Source organism: Anaerovibrio sp. RM50 (assembly GCF_000622005.1).
GTDB lineage: Bacteria > Bacillota > Negativicutes > Selenomonadales > Selenomonadaceae > Anaerovibrio.
This window is the reverse complement of record NZ_JHWV01000006.1, coordinates 1-23602: the sequence shown is the minus strand read 5'-3', so window position 1 is coordinate 23602 and position 23602 is coordinate 1. Positions and strand designations below refer to the sequence as shown.

Sequence of the window (23602 nt, the reverse complement as noted above, 5' to 3'; positions counted from 1 at the left end):
TACTTTAGTTATAAACCTTGTAAACATGTGTATATTATCACGCTATTATGCAATTTTGTCAACACCGGAAGGACATATTTTTGTAAATTTGTTGTATTTTTTGTAATTTTGTATATCTTAGATGCACATTAGTTCATCTCTTGTATAGATAAAAAATAGCGAGGGCATCAGCCCCCGCCATTAAACATTTAATATTAAATTTACTCTGTAGCGACCTCCGCGTCACCACTGATTACTACTTCTTTGTTGCCATCCACAAGACTGTCTGGAGCAATGGTAATGGTAGTATGCTCTACCCTTGCATCCTCAACATTTATGCCTGTGTCCTCCACAGTGATAAATCTGATACTGTCACGAGCATCCTTTGGAATGTAACCGCCGTATCTGATTTTCTTGCTTTCCTCGGTAACCTCAGCCTTGGTGTCCTCGGCAATTTCCTGAACTTCCACAACCACAATTTCATTGATTGGATTATCAATTACATTATTTTGTGGTGTTACAGGCTCAACAGGAGTTGGCTCTGGAGTCGGAATTGGCTCCGTTACAGGAGTTGGTTCCGGAGTGACGGTTACTGTTTTCACTGGAATAACCGGCGGTACATACGGTGCCGGCGCATCCGCGGGCTTTTCAATCTCCGTAATATTTGCCGGAACAGCACTGTCCGGAATAACCAGACGGCCAGTTGGCTCTTTGGTGGTATTTGGCGGCATTATGGTCATAGTGCCTTCACTTGTGCCAAGATTGGAATAATGAAGATTGTAATTTGCTTCAATATCCGTGCCAATCAGTACCACATTCCCAAGCTTGTAGGAATATACAGCGTACTTGCCATCTGTATCACGGTAAATCAGCATATCTGCATCAGTGCCGATGGTCTTGGAGTCGGAATCAACACCATTAACCTTCACATTCTCAGTGGCTTCCATGGATGTGATTTTTTCGGCAGGAATAGGCTTTAAGCCTTCATTCTTTACAGGAATATTATATTTGGAATTATGAAAATCAAAGGTTTTTAAATTACCATTGTTTTCCTTATCAAGGCTCGCATCTGTATTACGGTTTAAAGCGTAATACTTGTAAATGCCTGTGGAATTATCCATGCCATAGGTTTTGGTGCCCACCAGACCTACATTCAGATCGGCCTTATCTACTGTGAGCGTATTGCTATAGCTGATATTATAATTTTTGCCATTTATCTGCTCATCGGTGAATATTGGCGTTTTAAATTCATAAGTACCTGCACCTAATCCTGCCTTGTCATCCTTGTACTTAAAGCTGTACTCAGTGGAGCTGTCCAGGGAATCAACACGCTTCAGACCATCCACAACAATACTGTACTGTCCTTCATGGGCTGTTTCGCTGAGTACACCGCTCTCTACAGCATCCTGTCCATAGGTCTTGGATGCCTTGGAGGTTACTTTTAAAGCAGCAGGAGTGATGGTCATGGTTCCTTTGTGGGCAATAACATTATAGTTTTTGAGGACATTATTGTCATCGACATTATCAAAAAATGATTTATCCCCAAAGGTTACGGAATTTATCTCGTAACTAATGATTTCACCCTTGTCATTGGTAATAACATTAGAGCCTTCTGTAATGTCATTGGTGTCCTGTTGCTTATCATTATGATATACAACATTTATTACATTTACAGCATTAACATTGCCGCTGTTGATTTTATCAGAACTGATATTATCCCAGCTCTTTAACTTACCATTATTTTCATTATCCTTATCAGATTTCTCATAAGTGAAGGAATAAGCAGCGCTGGAGCCATTGACAGTATCACCGTATTCTTTACTGCCGTTAACAGTAATATCCAAATTGGCCTTATGGACAATTAATTTATCATTGTAGGTCAAACGATAGTTATGATTATTTTCCTTCAATTCAAACTTTGGATTGGTGAAGTTACTGGTATACGTTCCTGCAGCCAATTCATTTTTGTCCAGGTTGTAACCAGTTCCGGTTAAATCCTTTGATTCAAAAACACCAACTATATTTTGACCATCAGCACTAACAGCATCATCAATGCCTTCACCCTTGACAAAACCAGTAACATTAACAGCATATATTCCACTGTCCTTAGTAGCCTTGGTACCAAATTCTGCCCCGGAAAGCTTATCATTGCCATAGGTCTTTTCGCCAATTACATTTACCGTAAGAGTCTTTGGGGTGATAATCATGCGGGCATCGTTGCTGGTGTAATAACCGTGCTGAGGTGACCACATGGTGGAATTATCGTAGGTATATACGGAAATAAAGTCCTTATTATCATCTTTGGTAACGGTACCTGACTTGATAACCCATTGGTTGGCATCGTAACCCCCCATAGCTTTATTTAAGGAGTCATATTTACCAGTGGTTGAGAATACATTCTTGCCATCACCGTTATCGAAGAAGGCACCGCCATAATAATTGTCCACATCTGTGGTCATAAGGTTGTGAACAGTACCATCATATTGGTACTGACGGTTAATGTTGATCCACTTCATGAAATGGTTCAGCAGCGGCGTGGATGAATTATTGTAAATGGTCCAGCCTTTGCCAGTATTCTTATATGAAGTGCTGTTATCTTTAGTGCCAGTCCATTTAATATCATCCGGGCTCTGGGCTTCATTAATGGTTTTAGAATCAATGCCATTTAATGAGTAATTTTTATTACCTAACGCCTTATCCTGACCAGTAATAGCTGAACCGTCGTTAGCTGTGGTTACATAGAAACTGTTCTGAATAATGCCGCCAGAGTAATTACCTACGAAGGCCCCCACATTGGTAGCCCCTTCTTTACCCTTCACTCGGCCCGCATTGTAAACCTCATTCATAGAACCATTGGACATGGTTCCAGCAATACCACCTACATTAGTGGAGCCAGTTACAGTGGCATCCCTGTAGGCCAGACGATTGTTATATACCCGGATATCCTCAGATATGTTCTTTAGCTGGTCTGCAGGAATGTCTTTACATTTCTGTACGCCATTTTCAGTGGTATATTTTTTCCAGGTCTGTGCGTTGTTGTCATAGGTATATGAACCGGCGTGTTCGCCTGACAGAACCTTAAAACCATAGTATTCAGCGTCATTGGTGCTGGTCTTTAATACAGTGTTGTTGTCTGCATTATAGGCCTTGTTAATGGCGCCCTTGGACATTGTGCCAACTACACCGCCCACATTGGTAGTACCATCAACATTTCCCGCATTATAGGACTGATCTATGGCGCCACCAGTCATGTTGCCTACAATACCGCCAACATTCTCTGCTCCATGAACCTTGCCATATACGGAGGTGCCGTCACCTACGGAGGCAGTACTTACAACGGAATTACTGCTTAAAGCAGCTTTTTCATTGGTGTTGTAGGTATACTGTATAGTACCATTTTCCAAGGTACCTACAATACCACCCACATCTTCTTTACCCTCAACAGAACCATTGGAATAGGATTCAATAATGGCCACAGCAGCAGAAGCCATGGTAGGATCCTTTGCTTTGCCATCATCAGAAGCAAATTGCTCGTCTTTGGTATTTAAATCGGATTTAACATACCCAACCAATCCACCGGCAGATTTTCCTGTTGATACGATAGTGCCACTATTGTGGCTCTTATAGATGTTATTGTTATAACCTTCTCCGGTGGCACCAGAAGCACCACCAGAAACACTTCCTGCCAAACCACCTACTTTATCGTGGCCAGACACCTTTGCACTGTTGCTGGAGAAACGGATGGTGCTGTCAGTCATCTCGCCAACAATACCGCCTACGTTATTACCGCCTACATTATTACCGCTTACGTTATCATTATTATAAGAACCAGTAATGTTGCTTGATTCAGAAACTGAAATACTGCTGAAGGTTGATTGATTAGCAGCCTGTCCCGCAATACCAGCTACATAATTATTTCCTGTAATATTGGCTTTTTCAAGATTTACGGACCAGAAGGAAGCATCCTTGGCCACGCCAAATAAACCCACATTATCCTCAGTTGGGCGATTGATGGTTAAATCTTTTATGGAATAGTTGGCAGTTCCACCGCTGCCAGTAAAGCTGCCGTGGAATGAGTTATCGATATTGTTGACAGTGTCAACAAGACCTATAGCCTTGAAGCCAGCCCCACCATTCCAATTTTCAGTATCAGAGGCATCAAAGGTTTTGCCTTGGGCATAGGAGCCGTACAAATTGGCCTTGTCTGAATATTGAATAGCCTCCATCTGATAAATATCATTTACCAGCATGTGATTGCCCTGGTTAACAATCCCGCGATTCTCTACAGTCTTTATCGTTTTATCACTGTTACGGGAAAATTCTGTAAAGTTATTAGCTACCTTATCATTATATGCTTTTGCTTCTTCACTGTACTTGGTATAATCCTTCTGGACATAAGTGTTTTTTGGATTACCATCAACCTTAAGCCCATCAATACCACTGGCATCTGCCTCTGTATTAACAATATCAGGATTATAGTAAATACCTACATTATGGGCGGCAATCTGAGAATCAGAATTATTATTCAGATATATCTTGGCGGTTTTAACTTCAATATCACCGTTGCTGTTTTTATAATAGGCCACATTATCAGCGTTCTGGTCAGCCCGCAGGGTAATGGAGCCCTGTCTTGTGTTGCTGTCTCCCTCCACGGAGAAGTTCTCAGAACCTACAGTTTTGTCACCGGAAATAGTGGTAGTTGTAACGGCCTGTAATGCGCCACCCGCTCCAACAGTTATATCACCATCAGCCACCAGCTTAATGGTGTTGTTGGCAAAGGAAAAGCCCGTGGCCAGCTCAATTTTATCAGTGTTAAGTACAGATGTAGCCACATTTGCTTTAACCTTCCCCAACAGTCCTTCCATATATTCACCGTTGGTGGAAGCGTTAATAGTACCATTTACGGTAATATTGGCATTTTTTCCATTATCCTGGCTAAATATCAGCTGGCCATTTTTAAAGGCCTCCTGATCTATTTCCGCGGTGGAAACAATAACACCAGCCGCATTAACAACGGACTTATCATAGAACATGGCTCCATTTGGATTTACCAAAATAATGGAACCAATGGAATTAATATGCCCCGCAATTTCAGACATGCCCGCATCGGTGCCAACAACTCTGTTAAGGGTCATGGCAGCTACATTTGGCTTCCCGTTAAGGGTCTGGATAAAGTTTACAGTAGCATTCTCGCCCACGTTAAAGGTATTCCAGTTAATAATTGCCTTGTCTGTGGTCTGGGCAATGTTCATTACCGGCTTCACATCAGGATTCTTCTCAGTGGGAGTTACTGAAGAAATGGTGGCTGTACCATAAGTAACTTTACCGTCAGTTGGCAAAGCATTAGTTGCCGGCTCAGCATAAACCACACCAAAAGGCCCGTAAAACAAGGTGGCTGTGGCCAGTCCTAATATTATTTTTTTACTTAATAAATATCTGTTAGTCATTATAAAATAGCGTCTCCGTTTAATTAACAATTGACATTATCAACAAATAACCTGCAATAAATTTTAACAATCAATAAACAATGCTTAGATTTTCTTCACCAGCTGGAACCACCAAATGCCATTCATATCATGGCCATAGCTGTCGGAGTGGCGGTTGCCGATTGGCACAGCGTAATCGATGCGGGCATACCAGTCCCCCGGGTTCTGATAAACAAGCCCAAGGCCTGCCCCCTGAAGATAACGGGATGCACTGTCACCGAAAGGATTATGATGGAGATAATTAACCCAGCCCATATCATAAAAAGCCGCCAACTGGAAATTGGAATTTCCCAGGGCCTGTCTCAGCTCAAGGGAGCCCAGGAAACCGTCATCACCGCTGGCCTCACCCTGAGGAAAAGCCCTTACACCGTTATATCCGGCAATATAAAACTTCTCGGAGGAATCCAGATTATTCCATGACTTCTGTCCGGACAGGGTAAGATGCGCCGTCAATCTGTCATTTAATTTCTGTATATGGTAAAAATCAAAATTTGTCTTCTGATACAAGCCCTCGATGCCCAGCACGTCACCGGCCATGGCATAAGGGGTATCCATTACGGCCCGTCCAATTGTGTGCATAACCTTGTATGTGGATGCACTTTCCTTGGTACGATAATCCCCGTCAAGACCAAACCGAACACCATAATGGTGCTTCTGGGAATCAGTATTCCAATAGCCGATGCGGTCTGTGAGTCTTGTGTACTCCACGTTAAAGCGGAAATAGAGATTATTATCAAGAGTACGCTTTAATGGAGTCCTGGTAGCCAGCTTAAAGGTATCGGACATACCATAGGCGTTGAGGGGACGATACTTTTCCCCCAGCTCATAATCAGTTCTGTAATATTCCAATGAAGCAAAGGTACCATAATTAAATACCGGCAGCTCATATTTAATGGAATAATTCTGCAAATCATCATATTGGGTGCTTCGTAAATACCCAAGCTGGAGCTGATCTCCCACATGGCTCAGATTGTTCCAGTGATACAGCATACCAATGCGGTTTCTCCCCGTATAATGGTTGCCAAAGTTATCCGCATAAATAAAGCCACCCTGTTTTTCGGTGGTGGTAAGCTTAAATACGGTATTTGCCTCGCCGTGGGATTTACCCGGTGAAAGGAAGGCATGGGCCTTTACCCCTGGAATATCGTTTAAAATAAGCAGCATACGGTCCAGCTCATGCTTGTTAATAACCCGATCCTTTTTCGCTCTGTGGGTTAAGCCTTCTGCCCTGCCCGTTGCCAGCTCTGACTCGTTTTCAAAGGAAATATCATCATAGGCACCTTCCATAATGTCAATTCTGATAATTCCCTCTGTTATATTTTGAGTAGGAAGATATGCAATGGTGGTCATGTAGCCATGATTGCGATAATAATCAGTAATAGCCTGACCTACAGCCAGCATATCGTTAAATGTCATGTGGGGGGTAATAAGATGCCCCACCTGATCCATAAGCTGCTGGGTAGTAAAAATGGTATTTCCGTTCAGCCTTAATTCCTTGACCTTTACCTTGATTTTATTGTCTCCCAGCTTCTGCTGGCCAAGATCAATATTTACCTCAACTTCGTCCGTATCTTCCTTGGGCTTCCAATTTCTGTCCTGATTTATATTTGAGGAAATTACACCGGCATTAGGCATCTCAATGGGATTTGCCAGTACCTCATTATATGGAACCATTAAAAGGGAAAGGCCCAAACTTATTAAACCTATTTTCCTGCTCATAATTTAAAGAAATAAAACTCCTCAATAAAAATAGACCTTATTTATACACAACAGTAAAAATTATATCACACAATAATACTAATTGCATAAAACCAAGGTCCTAAATTTTTATGTAAATATTAAAAGGACAGCGGATACTGGTCCCCAATTTTACCATGTTTTATAAGGCTTTACGGACAAACAGGAGTTATAGTATCTCTTGTCATCAGATACTTCCCTTTCAATCCACTCTGGCAGCTTTATCTCCTCATCAGCAGAGGCAAGCTCCACCTCTGCCACTATAAGGCCCTCATTATCCCCAAAGAATACGTCAATTTCCCAGGTGTGGCCCAAATGCTCCTCAATATGGCGGGTCTTTTCAATAAGAGGCTTATGACAAAGGCTGTCCAAAAGCTTTGTGGCATCATCAAAGGGAATCTCATATTCCATTTCCATACGGGAAATCCCCTGATTTTCACCTTTAATAGTAAGGTAGCCCTTATTTCCCTTGGTGCGGACCCGGACAGTGCGCTCCTTTTCAGTGCACAGATAGCCCTGTCGGATATTTACACCTTCATTTTGGGGCTGCCATTTTCCTTCATTAATAAGGTATTTGCGCTCTATTTCAACACCCATTACTGCTCTCCGATAATACGAACCTCTGGATAAAGCTTAACACCCTTTTCCTTGTATACCCTGTCCTGCACCTCTTTAATGAGATCAAGGACATCCTGGGCTGTGGCATGACCGGAATTAACCACGAAGCCCGCATGCTTGGTGGAAATCTGGGCGCCACCCACCTGGAGGCCCTTTAAGCCCGTACTGTCAATAAGGGTTCCCGCATAATAGCCCTCAGGGCGCTTGAAGGTGCTGCCGGCACTTGGCATTTCCAAAGGCTGCTTGCTCTCACGGCGGGTAGTATAATCATCCATTTTGGCTAAAATTTCTTCTTTATTACCTGGCTGAAGCTCAAGGGTAATCTCGGCAATGGCCTGACCATTGGCCTGGAAAACGCTGTGGCGATAGCCAAAGTTAAATTCATCAGGGCCGTAGGTCAAAATCTTACCAGTGGCAGTTACGGTCTTTACTTCCTTAACCACGTTCTTCATTTCCCCGTCGTATGCCCCGGCATTCATAAACACCGCACCACCCAGGGAGCCCGGAATACCACATGCGAATTCCATGCCGGAAAGGCTGTTTTCAGCGGCATACTGGGAAATATGCTTCAGATATGCTCCCGCTCCGGCAATAATCCTATTGCCCTCACAGCGCTTGTAGGACATTGGGGCGTGGAATTTTATTACAGCACCTCTGATGCCCTTGTCCAACACCAGCACGTTGGAACCATTGCCTAAAATAGTAAAGGGAATATCACACTGATTCATCAGCAAAATAACGGACTGAAGCTGCTCCATGCTGCCCGGGAAAATAAGATAATCCGCAGGACCACCAATATTAAAGGTGGTGTGGTTGCACATGGGTTCATTTATAAAAAACTGTTCCTCAGGTAATATTTTCTTTATGCCATCAACAAATTCCTGATTTATTTCCATTACGTCATTTCTCCAATAAGTAAATTAGTTATTAACAACTTAATTAACTTCTATATTATACTCGTTTCCCATCTATTTGAAAAGAGTTGTTTGTTGTTATATAATCTACTTTGTGAGTTGATTTTTAATTGTAGGTGGATTTGTAATGCGAAAACTTATCGTTGGTTTTATTTCTTTTCTTGTGCTGATTTTCTGTTTCACCACACTATGTGTATTTTTGACAGAGAAGACTGATTTATTTAATTTAAAAAACTTTAAAATAGAAGCCAACTTTACTGAGGAAAATGGCAAGATGACCATGGACTGGAACAAGTACCCATATCCTTGTTTTTATAAGGTAGATGTTTATTCCAAGACCACCGGAAAGGTGCCAAACAGCCCTGAATATCATCAGCTGAAGGAAGAATATACCTTTGAAAATTCCTTTGATGTGCCAACCACAGCAATTCCTACCTATTATAAAATTACTGCCTACGGAATTTTTGGTAAATTGTCCTCTGATGAAATTTTCGTACCAAATCCAAATTACAGCGATCCTATAAGACCAATTCCAATATATAAATATACCCAGGATAATCCCGCCAGTCCTATACCATATCTTGTATGGCACAGTGTTCCTGACGGGGTGCTCTACGAGCTGGAGCTGCTTTCCGGCCCGCCGGATCAGGAAAATACCATTACTCTTTCCAAGACAAATCACCTTATGGCAACCCAGCAGGTGTTTACCAACGGCATTCAGATTGACCTTAGACCATATCTGAACCAGCCTCGCCTTTACTGGCGTGTCCGGGCCTTAAACCTCAGAAAGGAGCCAATTGGCGTCTTCTCCACGGCAGAGCAGATTATGGTGGATTCAGCACAGCCAATTCCAAACAAGCCCCTTCTCAATAATTTCGACGTAATGCCTGATTTCAAGCAGCCTATTTATCCTGTATTCCACTGGATTCCAATGTATGGAGCCGACAGATACGAGGTGGAGCTTATGGCCAAGCCTCCTGTGGAAGAAAACAACACAGTGGCAACCCCGCACAGGGCATGGGCCAAGACTGTTACTGACTCCTTCAGCTGCTATGACGAATATCCAAGAATGTATGCGGGCACCTATTACTGGCGTGTAAGGGCTGTAAATATGCGGGGTGAGACCATCGGCGTCTTCTCCGATACTGATACCTTTGAGATGGAAAACCATCTCACCCGCCCATTTGCTGCTGCCTTCGGTGACAGTATTACCCACGGGGGCGGTGCCGTATCCTTCTCCCCTTGCAGTATGCAGTACAGCTACACCACTTATCTTGATTTTCCAGCCATCAATATTGGCCGCAGCGGCGATACATCAAAAATGTCCCTTGACCGCTTCGACAACGATGTACTGCCGATTAAGCCTATAAATCTTATGATTCTCACCGGCTCCAACTGCCTGAGAAATTCCGATATTTCAGCTGACATGGTTATTGCAGATCTTGAGGGAATATATCAGAAGTGCATTGCCAACGATATCAGGCCTATTATGCTCACCCTGCCCCCAATCAATCCTGCCAACATCATGCTGGCCTTCAGGACGCCTACAGACCCTAACTGGTACTCCAAATTGGTGACCATAAACAACTATATTAAGACCAAGCCATATTACATTGATCTGGAGCCATATTTCTATGATCCCACCCACACATTCATGGATCCAGCCTTCGCCAACGACGGCCTCCATCCTGATATAATGGGTAAAATGATTATGGCAGAGGCCATTAATGCCCATAAGGAAGTATTTAAACATTAAAAATTAAGCACAAAAATACCAGTCATCAAAGTTTAAGCTTTGGTGACTGGTATTTTTTATTGGTCACAACTAAGAGTGACTTCATTATTTAAAAATTATCTCTCTGCCAGCAGGGACAAAATTGTTTCAAAATCTCCATTGGCTGCCGCAGACCTTATTTTCTGGCAAAGGTCAGCTTCAGAATCCGGAATACGATAACCCTCTATCTCCGCAAAAACAGCCTCTATGCTTTCAGCATCACTGGACTGGGCGGAGGCTTTGACTTCCTCATATACGGTGTCCATGAGCTCTGCATCTGCCTCAGGCATTTCCTCTTCAACCTCAGCTGCCCCCGTTTCTTCCACCTCATCAGTGAAAATCAAAGACAATGGTTCCTTAAAGCTCCTGTAGGTTGTTATGAAATCTTCATGATGCTGCTTTAAATAATCAATATCCTTTGCTTTGCCGGCATTTTCCAGCAACTGGGCCTCTTCGGCAAGGGACTCAGCCCCAATAAGCCGTACAGAGCTTTTCATGGCATGGACCTGTATGGTGTAGTCATCGAAATTACTGTCATCATAGAATCCATTTAATGTAGTGGCCTCATTCTCCAAGGCATCATAAAAGATTTTCAGCAGATTCAAATACATATCCGGTCCTCCGCTGTGTTTGATACCCTTTGAGAGGTCAATTAACTCCATTGCCTTCAGGGGCTCCAATTTTGCAGGAATACTCTCCTGCCCCTCTTTATCTAAATCTTCATTGTCGTCAATATCATCTTCCCCGGAAATCCGGATCTTATCCCCTGGCAGATACATCATCAGCATATCCTCCAGCTTGCCCGGATTAATTGGCTTGGTAAGATAATTGTCAAAGCCCGCTGCGATATACTGCTCCCTTGCCCCGGATATGGCATTGGCAGTAAGACAAACAGAAACAGTGGCCTCATTTGGTCCATCAACCTGTTCCCGCAGTTCATGCAAGGTTTCAATACCATCCTTCCCCGGCATCATGTGATCCAGGAATATCATATCGTACATCTTGCTTTGAGCCATGGTGAGTGCCTCATCTCCGCTGCTGGCCGTATCAATTTTTATCTTGGTACGCTTAAGGAGACTCCTGAATACCGTCAGATTCATCTGATTATCGTCGACCACAAGCACCGCAGCCTCAGGAGCAGTAAACTTCTCCCTGTATTTTTTATGCTCCTTTAACAGCATATTAACGGATGTCTTATAATCTCCCAGGGCTTCCCATTTCACAACCTTTTGCTTCAAATCGAAGAAGAAGGTGCTCCCCTCACCATAGATGCTTTCCACCTGCAGGGAGCTTCCCATCATATCCAAAAGATTTTTGGTGATGGTCATGCCAAGACCTGTACCCTCGATATTGCGGTTGCGTTTTTCCTCAATACGCTCAAATTTGGAGAAGAGCTTCTTCATATCCTCCGGCTTTATGCCGATACCCGTATCCTTCACCTTCACGTGAAGAATAATACTGTCCGGGTCATCCTCGCATTTATCAAAGCCTACAGAAAAGGTTACGCTGCCTGATTCTGTATATTTCACAGCATTTGTCAAAATATTGGTGATAACCTGTTTTATACGGACCTCATCACCAAAAAGCTGCTTTGGCACATTTGGATCAAAGTCCACCTTAAACTCTAACCCCTTGTCATCCGCCCTATTGTGGATCATTACCACCATATCATTAAGGGTGGAGGAAAGATCGTAATCAACGGGAATAATCTCAATTTTTCCTGCCTCGATCTTTGAGAAATCCAAAATATCATTTATGAGTCCCAGCAGTGTATTGCCGGAGCTCCGTACATTTTCCGCATAGGACAGAATATTATCGTCATCACATTCACGAAGTATCAGCTCGTTCATGCCCAGAACCGCATTAATTGGGGTACGTATCTCATGGGACATATTGGAAAGGAATTCGCTCTTGGCCTGGGATGCCTGTTCAGCAGCCTCCTTTTCACGGCGCATTGATTCAATACTGGCCCTACGGTATTCCTCCACGCGTTCACTTATAACAAAGGTATGCAGTAGACATGTTCCCAGCATATAGCCAATGGTGTACATCGGAATGAAAAGGAATTCCAGCTGAAGAATAAGGGATACTGCTATAACAAGGCCAAAGAGGCAAATAGTACGATGACGCTTCTTTATTGCACCTTCCAAGCTTAACATGGCATTGAAGGTGTATGCAGAGGTCAAAAGGAACAGCACAATCTGGAAAATAAGCTGTGCATATCTGGCAGGACATGCGTGGTATTCACCGGCCTCATCAAACCAGAACAGCACCGGGGTAAAGATGCTGGCAAGGGATGCCAATGTAATTGTTACAAAGAAAATGCGTCCCGTCCAAAGAAGAAACTTTCCAAATTTGTGATCCTCGCCCAAATAGGTAACCACATAACGTGTCCAGGTCAGTATGCCCGCAGCCATGACAATATAGTATATTACCACATTGGTAAAAAGCAGGTTAAATAAATTCAGTTCACTGAATACACCCCAAAGTGTATCGGAAATATAGTACGCCAAAACAGCAAAGAGAAATCTCCTGTACATTTTTACTGCAGGAAGATTTTGTGTTTTGCCATACTGAAATAAAATATCATAATTTACAATCAAAAGGATAAGTACAGCCAGCAGTCCTATTAAAGCCAGATAAAACATAGAGATTGCTCCTCTCCCTTATTTCGCAAGTACTCCACGCAAGGTTTCCAGCAAGCTTTCCCTGGTAGTGGACTTTAAAATGTAGCCATCAGGCTTAAGGGCCATAACCCTTTCCACACCTTCCCTGGTGCCCACTCCCGTGAGAAAAACAACTGGGATACGTCTGGTTAAAGGCTCCTGACGCAGCATCTGGAAAACCTGGGGTCCGTCCACCACCGGCATTTCATAGTCAAGCAATATTAAATCCACAGGGGTTTTCAGCAAAAAGGTAATGGCATCCATTCCGGAATTTACACTGTAAACCTGATAATCCTCCTTCATCCATTCAGTAGCCATTTTGGCAAAGGAAGGATTGTCATCCACAATAAGAATTTTTTTCTTTCCCCCGGTGTAAATACAATTCAAAACAGTTTTCTCCAGCTCATCCATCTTCACGGGGCGGTCCAGCCATGCAACATGTTCAAGACGATTATTATGCTGTATCAGACGGGAACGGTCCTTCTTTTCACCAATAAGCAGCAAGTTTGTACTGGTTTGCCAAATCTGCTCATGAATATTGTCCAGAATTTGCATCTCCTCCGAATCATCGGCAATATCCCCTGGCAAATAGATAATAAACAACAGGGCAGAATCCGCAAGAGCCTTTATACTGCCAAATTCACCGGCAATTGTTACCACATTGTAGCCACATTCAGTAAGCTTCCGTTCAATGGCCTTTGCTACCACACTTGGTTTATACAAAATTAAATAAATATTAAGACCCATTTCCATATTGAAATACCCCCTATATAAATTAACTATATTTATTAAACTATTTTCTTCTTTATGGTAAGAATATTTTTATCGTTTCGCCGCTCATAGATTATATTATCCACATTATTTTTTACGAGGAATTTTCCATAAGTCATAATGCCATCAAAGCAATCCCTGGGACAACTATTCTATCTTCTAAAAATTCTACATACATTTCCATTTTCCTTTAAAACCATGTCATTTTGCAGTATCTTTTAAAAAAAGTTATCTTTGTTCACAGGAACCAAAAATAAGAGCAATGTACCTAAAATGCATTGCTCCCATAGATTAAAGGGACATAATGAAATGGGTCTTTTCCCGGAATTGTAATGTAACTGAAGCCGTAATCACCGGCAGGGGGAGTTTTCCCATCCTTTGTATTTTCATAGGTAATACGGGACAGTTCTTCACCGTCCCGGAGCAGTTCTTTTATGTAATGATAGATGATTCAGCCTGTCAAATATGCTCTTTCCAGCCAGAGCCATAAAAAGCTGTACCTTATTCTCCTGACGTGAAAGTCTATCCCGTATTTCTTTTTCCACATCATCAAGAACATTATCAACTGCCTTATATATTTTTCCCCGCTCATTCTCCGGTATATTGTAAGTATAAAATGACAGCCTGCCATTACAAGTATCTTTTCCTTTTTCCAGTCCGAAGAAAAGCCTTTGTCTGTCAGCACTAAAATCTCCAAATGCGGCAAGCTGTCCAAAGGCATCTGCCACAATTTCGTCCAATGGATGATTTTTCATGCCCCCCAATAAACGAAGAGTTTCATAATGGGCACTTTCATGGGCAAGGCGAATTTTTTGTGAAAGAATCAGCCACTCATCCCATGGTAATCTTATTTTTTCAGCAGGAATATTGCTGTATGGGGCAAAATTCAGGAGAATAACGCGATGCCTAAAAATTGCCTCGGCTTTGGTCTGCATAGTAAAAGCATTTACTGTTGCGGGAACCTCTCTTATTTGCTCCCGACCATTCAGCAATGCATCCATAAAAAGAAAATCCTTGTGGCTTTTGGTGGTAATAACAGGAAGTCTTCCTCCTAAGGTTTCAGTGAAGGAAATACTTAAGTCAGCCTCATTTTCCCACTTAAAATCTAAAGCTGAAAGTCCCAAATCATCCACTAAAAATCTGAGTACATCTTTCCCTTCAGCCTTCTGCCAATTTGCCACATAAGACTCGTCCTCCAGTGGCAGCTTTGACAAATTCTCCGGTATATCATAGCAATGTTTTAAAAATGTCTTATATACATTTACCTTTAAATCCATAATAATTCCTTATTTTGTTTTATGAAGAATCTCATGTGGGCGAAATCTATCATGTTTTTATCGTCCTTTGCCATGATGCTTAATTCTTCCTATTCTTTATCTTTTTTTGCCAAAGCAGGATTGCCGGCAGCAACTGCCATGTCCAGCTCATCATCTGTCATTTTCCCTGGCAATACACCTTGTGGGGCATTATCCTTGCGGTGCATAAAAATCAATTGATTCAGCAAGTTCTCCCTCACTGGATGAATGCGGGAAAAATCAAAATTTTCCAGTCTCTTTGTCAGCTTTTCATCATCCATTTTTATCCCTCCAGTGTTGTTTGTCCATTATTTTCAGTATCTTTTACTCTTTATATCCCCGAGATAATAAAAGTGTTATAAATTTTTTTAAAAAATAAAACTAACGGGATAGCAAAGAAGCAGTGCAAAAAATGCACTGCTCCCATGGACTAAAGTTCTTTATTATAACGCCATTGTTCAAATTTTTCTTCTTTAGAAGAAAAATCTTCCAATTAGCGTTTCAACGAGCTGGGAGATATGCTCGCCAGCTGTTGTAGTTTGTTTTCCCCCACCTAAAGAGGTGGGGGACATCTTAAAGCTCGTTATTATTTGGCCATGTTAATATGAACTATCTCATCTTTATAATATGGTACAGTTGTGGCAATTCCTTTTGGCTTGTCTATATCTGCAGGGCGAACCTGGTTATTATCCGCTGGAACTACTGCCCAAAATATTACATCAACCTTTTTGGCAGACAGAGCTGATGCTCTTGCCCCACTGGCGATCTGCACAATATCAATATTCATATTTATGCGTTTTCCGATTTCATTCAATACCGCAGTATTAAAACCGGCTGGTGAACCATCTGCCAATACCAAATCAATAGGAGGTAAATCACCTGTTACGGCCACATTAATATTGCGTCTTCCATTTACCTTTTCAATTGTTACTGCTGGCGGATTCTGTCCGGCATTCACATTTTCAATATACTCCTTAACCAATCGGTCAAGGGTTCCGTCATCCTTCATTGATTTTATGGCAACATCAAATTTTTCAAGAAGCTCCTTATCATCTTCCCTAAGAGCACAGCAGAAAGCATCTGCCATCTTAAGCTTATTGAAGTCAGTAAGCTGATATTTGGAATTTTTACCTATTAGATATTTTCCAATAGACTGATAAGTACTTAACTCCTTAATACTACCTGAATCCAATCCCAGGAGCATGGTATTAAGATTATCATAGTATGTTATATCAAAACGCATACTTTCAGGCATACGGCCGCCCATTTCACCAGCTTTTTCCAGCAAGTCAGCATATACCATTTCAGTTATGTTCATATTGGTCAGCATACCAAGCTTCACAGGACCGCTGTTTGAAGGCTCACTGGTACCACTGTTGGCACCGCAGCCCACAAGAACAGCCCCTGCCATTGCACATCCGAGAAATAAACCAATAATTTTTCTGATGTTCATTAACGCTTCCTCCTTTAAAAAATCATCACTTCCTTTAAAGTGTTATTTCTGCAAATAATGTAAATTTCCTGCAAATTATTAAAAACAGCCTCCCAAAAAATTGAGAGGCTGTTTCATTATCGTAACTTATTTTATACCTGTTAATCAAAGATAGGTATTAACACTATTAGGCTCTAAAATAATGGTATTTACATTATTTACATTAACGTCACGCCAATCCTCGGAATCACCATTAGTGAAATGAACCTTGAAATCCCAAGTATCGCACAATGCCCAACGATCAAAATCCAAGGTGATAGTGGTACCATTTTCCCAAACAGAGCTGCCAAGTACATCTTCATACCACTGATTGCTGATGGTAGGTGAACAATTTAATACCACGATAGTAGAACCAGTATTATTTACCAAAGCCAACTCCTTGGCATCTGCAGTGGATGAACACATGAAGGTCAAGCCTAACACCATAACGAAAGCTAACAACAATTTGTGCAAGTTAAATTTCCTCATAAACAAATTCCTCCTGTTACATAAAATTGATAAAAAACGGAAACAATTATGATACTGCTTTGTATTTGCCAGTAACCGCCTCCTCCAGATAAAAAATACAATACGAGGTGATTTAATTTTTTCTATTAGTAGATACTTCAACAAAAATTATCAAAATCCTTTTTATTTAAAATAAATTTACATATTATTTTAAATACTAAAGCAATCTCCAAACCTACCACATTCTTCTCAAGGTAATTGCTGCCATAATGTCCTTATCGTGGCTGCCCTTTTGGAGAGCCAAATCCCCGGCCAGAGTCCAGCCAGGGGCAAATTCAGCCTCGCCTCCAAGAGACATGATGAAATGGGTCTTATCCTGCTGTCCCTGCAGCTCATAGGTAGCAGTGTCATTACCAATGTAGCCGTAGGTGAACTTTGGATCAGCCCCCGTAAAGGCGTGCTTCACTCCCAGTCGCAAGCCATAGCTGCCATTGCTCAGATAGCGCTTGAATTCCAGACCAAGGCCCCCAGCGAAATAGGTATTGGACTGGCTGTCCACCCTATGTCCGAAAATGCCGGCTCCCTTCTCCGTGTATCCATCCTGCCACAACTGGGAAAGCTGTACATTGGCATAAGGGCTGATATGCCATACCTTCATGTTCTTGGCATTCAAATCGTATTTATATTCACCACCCAGCTCCAGAATACGGCTGTTATAATCGGCCTGAGCCTGTAAGCCAAGACCAGTAAGACGACGGGTCAGATCATTATTCTGCCAGCCATAGTCCAGATATACATAGCCGGAATGTGGCCCCTTGCTGTAGCCCCCATATAAGCCAAGACGGGTATCCTTTACATCGTCATGGGATAAATTATCGGCAAAGGAGAAGCTGCCATGGCTGACAAAGATACCAGCACGCCAGTTCTTGCCATAGGCCCGGTCCCAGCCTCCCGCAAAGGTGGTGCCCTGATAATAGCTGCTGCCGCTTCCCTCACCCCAGTTACGGGCGGTCTTAAACCAGAAATCATTGTCCACTGGCTGATCCAGCTTCATCTTCATAGTTGGATTCGTATCGGATTTGTCCGTATCAAGGCTTGTGGTCGGAATATTGACCTCCAAATCCTTCTTGGCAAAGGCTTCATTAAGCCGTGAGGAAATAATATGGCTGTTCATGGTATTTCTCTGAATGAGATTCATGGTATTTGGAACAGGGCTGGAGGAAATGGCAGTAAGGGCTTCCTTTGCCTCATTGCTGTCCATACTATACAGTGGGCGCATTTCATTGACCCGGCTATCACCCTTGGCTGACAGATACATCTGCATATCCGTCATGGCATCGTATGCCTGCTGTTGAGTGTTATCTATGGGACCAAGATTATTGGCTGCAGTGGTTTGTACTTTTATTTCATTGCCTGTCACTTTGCCGATGGTATTCAGCATACCCGTGGCAGCATATGGTGTTGTGGAATTTTCAAGCGTACCGTTTATTGCATTGGCCCGTAAAACGGTAAATTCTTCATTTGGCAGGGCATTTGTGACAGATGCTATGGATCCATTCACATTTGCGTTACCATCAATCACAAGTTGGCCATTGGAGCCTCCACCATAGCCACGCAGTACTCCATCGGACACCAGAGTACCTTTTATGGTCATGTCACTTGTTGCACTGTTGGCCCCAATGGTACCATGATTAATTAACTGGCCAGTGGTGCCATCGCTAAAGCCCTCTGCCATACTGGAGGTCATATCATTTACGGTGAAGCTGCCACCAAGTAATGCGGCCTCCTTAGCTACATTGACATTTACCACATTGGCAGTTCCCCCATAAATCATGGTACCGGCATTAACATTCAGCCTCATGTTGTCAACACCAGTTATATTTCCATCATATTTTAGATTTGTGTTAATATTCAGGTTCGTTACCAAATCAGGTATATATTTGTAGTATTCATAGCCATTTTTTTCCATCATGCCATTATACTGAATACGCAGCACATCCCGTTTGGCACCATTGCTGTCATAGGCTCCTTCATAGACAGAATCTCCAAAATGCTTCCAATCAGAGGTTATATTGCCAGTTATATGGGCACCGGAATTTACATTGATATTATATACAAAAGCATTTTTGCCAATATAAATGGCATTAGCGCCACCGGACAAGCTCCCTGATAAATTATATTCACTTATCAATGGGGCTCCCAGCTCCGGTGCATAATTATCCATATCCTTTTTTTCATTGTAATTTCCATTCTTAGCAGTGGTTATGTTGCCTTGGTCTTCTATATCCCTGTCATAGTAAATATAGGAGCCACAATAGATTTCGTCAGCCCCCAGCATATTGGAGCCAAAATCAAAGCGTACACCACTGCCCTTCTGGCCATTGGCAGTAACGGTTCCCTGTTGATTAAAGACCTGATTGCCACCATAGGATACCAATACGCCTACGCCATCCTCACCATCGGCATGAATTTCATGCCCCTGGGGCAGAGTCAGTTTATTACCCGTTCCACTTACCCAAATACCAACTGCCCCATCGCCAATGGTAAAAACATTAGCCGCCTGGGTAATATCATTATTGGTGCCATAAATATGAAGACCTACCCCAAAAGGAATGGTGCTGTATGCGTTGATATAGTCTGTACCAGCACTATTACGGGCTGAATAACCATTGGTATTGGTAAAGGTCAGATTGTCATTATAGATGGAATAACCAAAATGAGCCCGCCGATCAAAGTTATAGCCTATATCCTGCAACGCGGCCAGCTCCACCTCATTAAATATTGTCATATTGCGGTACTCATTATGGCTCATAAGGCTGTTTAGCCTAAAATGCCCCAAATCCAATACTACCTTTGCATCTGTATTTTTTTCCCAGGTATTCAACGGCAGACCGTCAACCCCATCAAAGGTCCGGCCATTTAATACCTTGGATACATTATCACCTATAAAATACGCGTTGCCTGACCGTGGATTATCCGATTTAAACTTATCGTCCAATTTATTATCCAAAATGAAAAAATCTGATGGCTTAAGAGTAGGGTCAGCAACCTGACGACGTTCAAACTCCTTTGACGTGATTATCAGCTGATTTGGTTGGTACCGGTTAAGATTCTGATCATAGACATGATCCGCATACGTATTATTCTTGCCTAATCTTACCGGAAAATAATATACAGTAGTACCATCCTTATCTACCACCGGATTGCCATCCTTATCCGTCTCTACATATACTTGGGAAAGAATTCCCAAGGAATGGGCTACTTCATGGCGTATCATGGCTACACCATCAGTAGCCTGCTCATTATCCGACAATATGGCATTTCCCTTCATCCACCAGCCATCCGTGGAGCCCTCCCGCTTTGCTCCCATATACTGTCCAAGCATGATTGTGCCATAGGCCCCATTATCCACCAGCTGACCATTTTCATAGGTTTTTTTATCCGCACCAGTTTCAAATTTTAATATATTTACATCATTTAAATCCCGTAGCCCCTGAAGATACTCTTCAAAATATGGCTGAATGGTGAAGATGCCCTTATCGAAGCCATAAAAACCAGCATAGGCATTTTTTTCCTTGGCTATACCAGCCACAAAAAACTGGGCCGGGTGAGTTATTGTAGTATTTGGAGCCAAAATATCAGCCCAATACTGTATTCCCTTTATAATACCGTTCTTATTATCCTCACTTATGGTCATAGGGTTCTTGCCTATTACGCCATCGAAAAAAATATATTTTTTTATCTGCTCCCGGGTAGCATCCGTATCATCAATAATATTTACGTCAAAAAGATCTTTATTGCCACTGTTAATTTTCTCACCTGCACTGACCACAGACATGGATGACATTCCCAGCAAAATGGATGCTGTCAATGCACATAAGCGTTTATGAGATAATTTTCCTTTTTTCATAAATATGTTTCACACCTTACTAAAAATTGAATTATACACAACATTGATAAAGCAACCCAATTATCCAATATTTGAACTCTTACTTAACACCGATGACATTAGTTCAGTAATTTTCTTGTACCACCCCTGCCGGAAAAATCCGCAGGTGTCCTCATCCCTGGCCAGTAAATCCTCACCGCCACCTATGGCCGCCACATGTCCACGACATCCGCCAGCACAACGGTTGCGGTATTGACAAGACTCACATCCAGGATTATGAGCGAAGTAATCCCTCAATCTCATGTCAATAAAGTCCATATAATAGGAATCCTGCAATGCAGAGGAAAGGGTGGTTGTTTTCAGATTAGGAAAATGGCGTCGTCCACCTTCCACACTACCCATAGGAATACAAGGAACCATATATCCATCAGGAGTTATATACATTTGGCTGCGGGCATGGCCACAAAGACAGTAATTACCACAGTCTTCATCTTCCAGATTCTTTTCGCATGGAATCATGTAGTCATCCTTTCCAATATTACTGAAAATCCCCGCCAGCATAATACTGAGAGGAGCACCATCCTCGTAAAATTGCGGAATATAATCCAAATAGGCCTGATATTCCTCGTCCCGTGTAATGGCTTTATCTGCTATGGCCACGCCTTCTCCCTCAAGACTCAAACGGTTAACCTTCAGGGTTTGGCAGCCCAATTCTCCCAGGAGCTTCACACTATCCCTTAGGGCATGAATATTTCCCTTGTGCAGACAATATTCTGCCCCTGTTGGGAAGCCACGTTCCTTGCATAGCTTAAAGGCCCGTTTCACGGCCTTTTCCACTCCCGGAATTCCCCGAAGCCAATCATGACAGTCAATGCCGTCAAAGCTCATATTAAATTCCGGCTTAATTCCCCGCCGTTCAAATTCGTCCAAGGTTCGTTCATTAACCAGCAAACCATTGGACATAACGGTGTTAATGAGAATATCTGCATCCAGAAGTGCGTCCACAATTTTAAAGAAATCAGGGCGCACCAAGGCCTCACCGCCGGTCAATGATACGGCCCGCACCCCAGCCGCCTCCATTTGACGGACGATATCAAGACATTCCTCAAGGGTAGGCTCAGCGTCCATGCGCGTCGGCGGGGACAAATGCGGCACATCACGTGCCTGTCCCCGCACTAGCGCGTCCATGCGCGTCGGCGCCGACATATAACAATGACGGCAGCGACAGTTGCAATTTCCCGTAATGGACCAATGAACAGAATAAAGAAAACGGTTGGGATATAACCTATATTTTTGTTCAGGGGTAAGAGGCACAGGAGTGTCTGTTTTCTCCAAAATGCCTTCCTGTAACAGCTCATCCAGTATTTTCTTTTCCTTTGGTGAAAATAGCGGACTATTTATGGGAACTGAACCGCATGCCTTTTGCAGGGCCCTATAAACCTCCGTAGGCATAAAGCTAACTTCTTCGGAGAGCTTTCGCACAATTCCCGTGGACAATAGCTCCCAACCCCTTAGTCGCAAATCATCCTTCAGCTTGTAATACACCAGGTTCTCCTCCCCTCATTTCCATAATTATGTTTAGATTTTGCCTTACAAAATATTATCTCTGTTTTTATACTTCTGCATATAATATGAATATCCTGCATGATAAAAGGGCAATGTGATGCACTGCCCTTTTTCGTTATAACGCCATTGTTCAAATTTTTCTTCTTTAGAAGAAAAATCTTCCAATTAGCGTTTCAACGAGCTGGGAGATATTCTCACCAGCTGTTGTAGTTTGTTTTCCCCCACCTAAAGAGGAAGGGGACATCTTAAAGCTCGTTATTAATTTACCACATTCTTCTTAAGGTAACTGCTGCCATAATGTCCTTATCGTGGCTGCCCTTTTGGAGAGCCAAATCCCCGGCAAGAGTCCAGCCAGGGGCAAATTCTGCCTCCCCACCCAGGGACATAAGGAAATGTGTCTTGTCATTTTGGCCCTGCAGCTGGTAGCTGTTGGTAGTATCACCAACATAGCCGTAGGTAAATTTAGGGTCACTTCCAGCAAAGGCGTGCTTAACACCCAGACGCAAAGCGTAGCTGCCATTGCTCAGATAGCGCTTAAATTCAAGGCCGAGTCCCCCGGCGAAATAAGTATTGGACTGGCTGTCCACCCGATGACCGAAAATGCCGGCTCCGCCTTCGGTGTAGCCATCCTGCCACAGCTGGGAAAGCTGTACATTTACGTAAGGGCTGATATGCCATACCTTCATGTTCTTGGCATTTAAATCGTATTTATATTCTCCACCCAGCTCCAGAATACGGCTGTTATAATCGGCCCGGGCATTTAAACCAAGACCAGTAAGACGACGGGTCAGATCATTCTTCTGCCAGCCATAGTCCAGATAAACATGAGCATTATGAGGACCATTGCTATAGCCACCATATACACCAAGGCGAGTATCCTTTACATCGTCATGGGATAAATTATCGGCAAAGGAAAAGCTGCCATGGCTGACAAAAATACCAGCACGCCAGTTCTTGCCATAAGCACG

At 42.7% G+C, this 23602-nt stretch carries 14 protein-coding genes; 1 reads left to right on the top strand and 13 read right to left on the bottom strand.

The features are described from left to right. Positions 1-200: 200 nt before the first annotated feature. The 4 genes from T525_RS0103650 to murB all read right to left on the bottom strand — a co-directional run bounded on the left by T525_RS0103650 (position 201) and on the right by murB (position 8716). Positions 201-5426 carry a filamentous hemagglutinin N-terminal domain-containing protein gene (locus T525_RS0103650; RefSeq protein ID WP_027406087.1) on the bottom strand — a complete coding sequence of 1742 codons (5226 nt, stop codon included), beginning with the start codon at positions 5424-5426 and terminating at the stop codon, positions 201-203. A gap of 84 nt (positions 5427-5510) precedes the next feature. Continuing rightward, a complete protein-coding gene (locus tag T525_RS0103645) occupies positions 5511-7139 on the bottom strand; it encodes a ShlB/FhaC/HecB family hemolysin secretion/activation protein (protein ID WP_198022603.1) in 1629 nt (542 codons plus the stop codon). Between the two features lie 195 nt (positions 7140-7334). Further along, complete coding sequence (locus tag T525_RS0103640; RefSeq protein WP_027406085.1) at positions 7335-7799, bottom strand: CYTH domain-containing protein; 465 nt, start codon at positions 7797-7799, stop codon at positions 7335-7337. Next, a complete protein-coding gene (gene murB / locus T525_RS0103635; RefSeq protein WP_027406084.1) occupies positions 7799-8716 on the bottom strand; it encodes a UDP-N-acetylmuramate dehydrogenase in 918 nt (305 codons plus the stop codon). The genes T525_RS0103640 and murB overlap by 1 nt, the downstream gene beginning before the upstream one ends. Before the next feature lie 145 nt (positions 8717-8861). Here murB and T525_RS0103630 point away from each other — a divergent pair, with 145 nt between their 5' ends. Beyond that, positions 8862-10490 (top strand): GDSL-type esterase/lipase family protein, encoded by a 1629-nt coding sequence (locus tag T525_RS0103630; protein ID WP_027406083.1) that lies wholly within the window; start codon positions 8862-8864, stop codon positions 10488-10490. A 95-nt stretch (positions 10491-10585) separates the two neighbouring features. Here T525_RS0103630 and T525_RS14080 read toward each other — a convergent pair whose 3' ends face one another. The 9 genes from T525_RS14080 to T525_RS0103580 all read right to left on the bottom strand — a co-directional run. Then, complete coding sequence (locus T525_RS14080) at positions 10586-13156, bottom strand: ATP-binding protein (RefSeq protein ID WP_051533378.1); 2571 nt, start codon at positions 13154-13156, stop codon at positions 10586-10588. Positions 13157-13174: 18 nt separating this feature from the next. Beyond that, positions 13175-13927, bottom strand: coding sequence for a response regulator (locus T525_RS15465; RefSeq protein WP_051533377.1), 753 nt, complete (start codon positions 13925-13927; stop codon positions 13175-13177). Positions 13928-14355: 428 nt separating this feature from the next. Further along, positions 14356-15222 (bottom strand): hypothetical protein, encoded by an 867-nt coding sequence (locus tag T525_RS0103615; RefSeq protein WP_027406082.1) that lies wholly within the window; start codon positions 15220-15222, stop codon positions 14356-14358. A gap of 89 nt (positions 15223-15311) precedes the next feature. Beyond that, on the bottom strand, positions 15312-15521 hold the full coding sequence (locus T525_RS0103605) for a hypothetical protein (protein WP_027406081.1): 210 nt from the start codon (positions 15519-15521) through the stop codon (positions 15312-15314). Between the two features lie 305 nt (positions 15522-15826). Then, entirely contained in the window at positions 15827-16693 is an 867-nt protein-coding gene (locus T525_RS0103600) for a transporter substrate-binding domain-containing protein (RefSeq protein ID WP_027406080.1), read from the bottom strand. 144 nt (positions 16694-16837) lie between these two features. Then, a complete protein-coding gene (locus T525_RS0103595; protein WP_027406079.1) occupies positions 16838-17200 on the bottom strand; it encodes a hypothetical protein in 363 nt (120 codons plus the stop codon). Positions 17201-17414: 214 nt separating this feature from the next. Further along, positions 17415-21089 carry an autotransporter domain-containing protein gene (locus T525_RS0103590; RefSeq protein WP_037325053.1) on the bottom strand — a complete coding sequence of 1225 codons (3675 nt, stop codon included), beginning with the start codon at positions 21087-21089 and terminating at the stop codon, positions 17415-17417. A gap of 60 nt (positions 21090-21149) precedes the next feature. After that, positions 21150-22613, bottom strand: coding sequence for a radical SAM protein (locus T525_RS14070; protein ID WP_051533376.1), 1464 nt, complete (start codon positions 22611-22613; stop codon positions 21150-21152). A 284-nt stretch (positions 22614-22897) separates the two neighbouring features. Then, positions 22898-23602: autotransporter domain-containing protein (locus tag T525_RS0103580; RefSeq protein ID WP_027406077.1), on the bottom strand; the 705-nt coding region annotated here is incomplete at its 5' end.

Bases quoted from the DNA above. Each gene is read 5' to 3' on its own strand.
- T525_RS0103650 (WP_027406087.1), bottom strand. From the start codon at position 5,426: ATGACTAACAGATATTTATTAAGTAAAAAAATAATATTAGGACTGGCC.
- T525_RS0103645 (WP_198022603.1), bottom strand. From the start codon at position 7,139: ATGGTTCCATATAATGAGGTACTGGCAAATCCCATTGAGATGCCTAAT.
- T525_RS0103640 (WP_027406085.1), bottom strand. From the start codon at position 7,799: ATGGGTGTTGAAATAGAGCGCAAATACCTTATTAATGAAGGAAAATGG.
- murB (WP_027406084.1), bottom strand. From the start codon at position 8,716: ATGGAAATAAATCAGGAATTTGTTGATGGCATAAAGAAAATATTACCT.
- T525_RS0103630 (WP_027406083.1), top strand. From the start codon at position 8,862: ATGCGAAAACTTATCGTTGGTTTTATTTCTTTTCTTGTGCTGATTTTC.
- T525_RS14080 (WP_051533378.1), bottom strand. From the start codon at position 13,156: ATGTTTTATCTGGCTTTAATAGGACTGCTGGCTGTACTTATCCTTTTG.
- T525_RS15465 (WP_051533377.1), bottom strand. From the start codon at position 13,927: ATGGAAATGGGTCTTAATATTTATTTAATTTTGTATAAACCAAGTGTG.
- T525_RS0103615 (WP_027406082.1), bottom strand. From the start codon at position 15,222: ATGGATTTAAAGGTAAATGTATATAAGACATTTTTAAAACATTGCTAT.
- T525_RS0103605 (WP_027406081.1), bottom strand. From the start codon at position 15,521: ATGGATGATGAAAAGCTGACAAAGAGACTGGAAAATTTTGATTTTTCC.
- T525_RS0103600 (WP_027406080.1), bottom strand. From the start codon at position 16,693: ATGAACATCAGAAAAATTATTGGTTTATTTCTCGGATGTGCAATGGCA.
- T525_RS0103595 (WP_027406079.1), bottom strand. From the start codon at position 17,200: ATGAGGAAATTTAACTTGCACAAATTGTTGTTAGCTTTCGTTATGGTG.
- T525_RS0103590 (WP_037325053.1), bottom strand. From the start codon at position 21,089: ATGAAAAAAGGAAAATTATCTCATAAACGCTTATGTGCATTGACAGCA.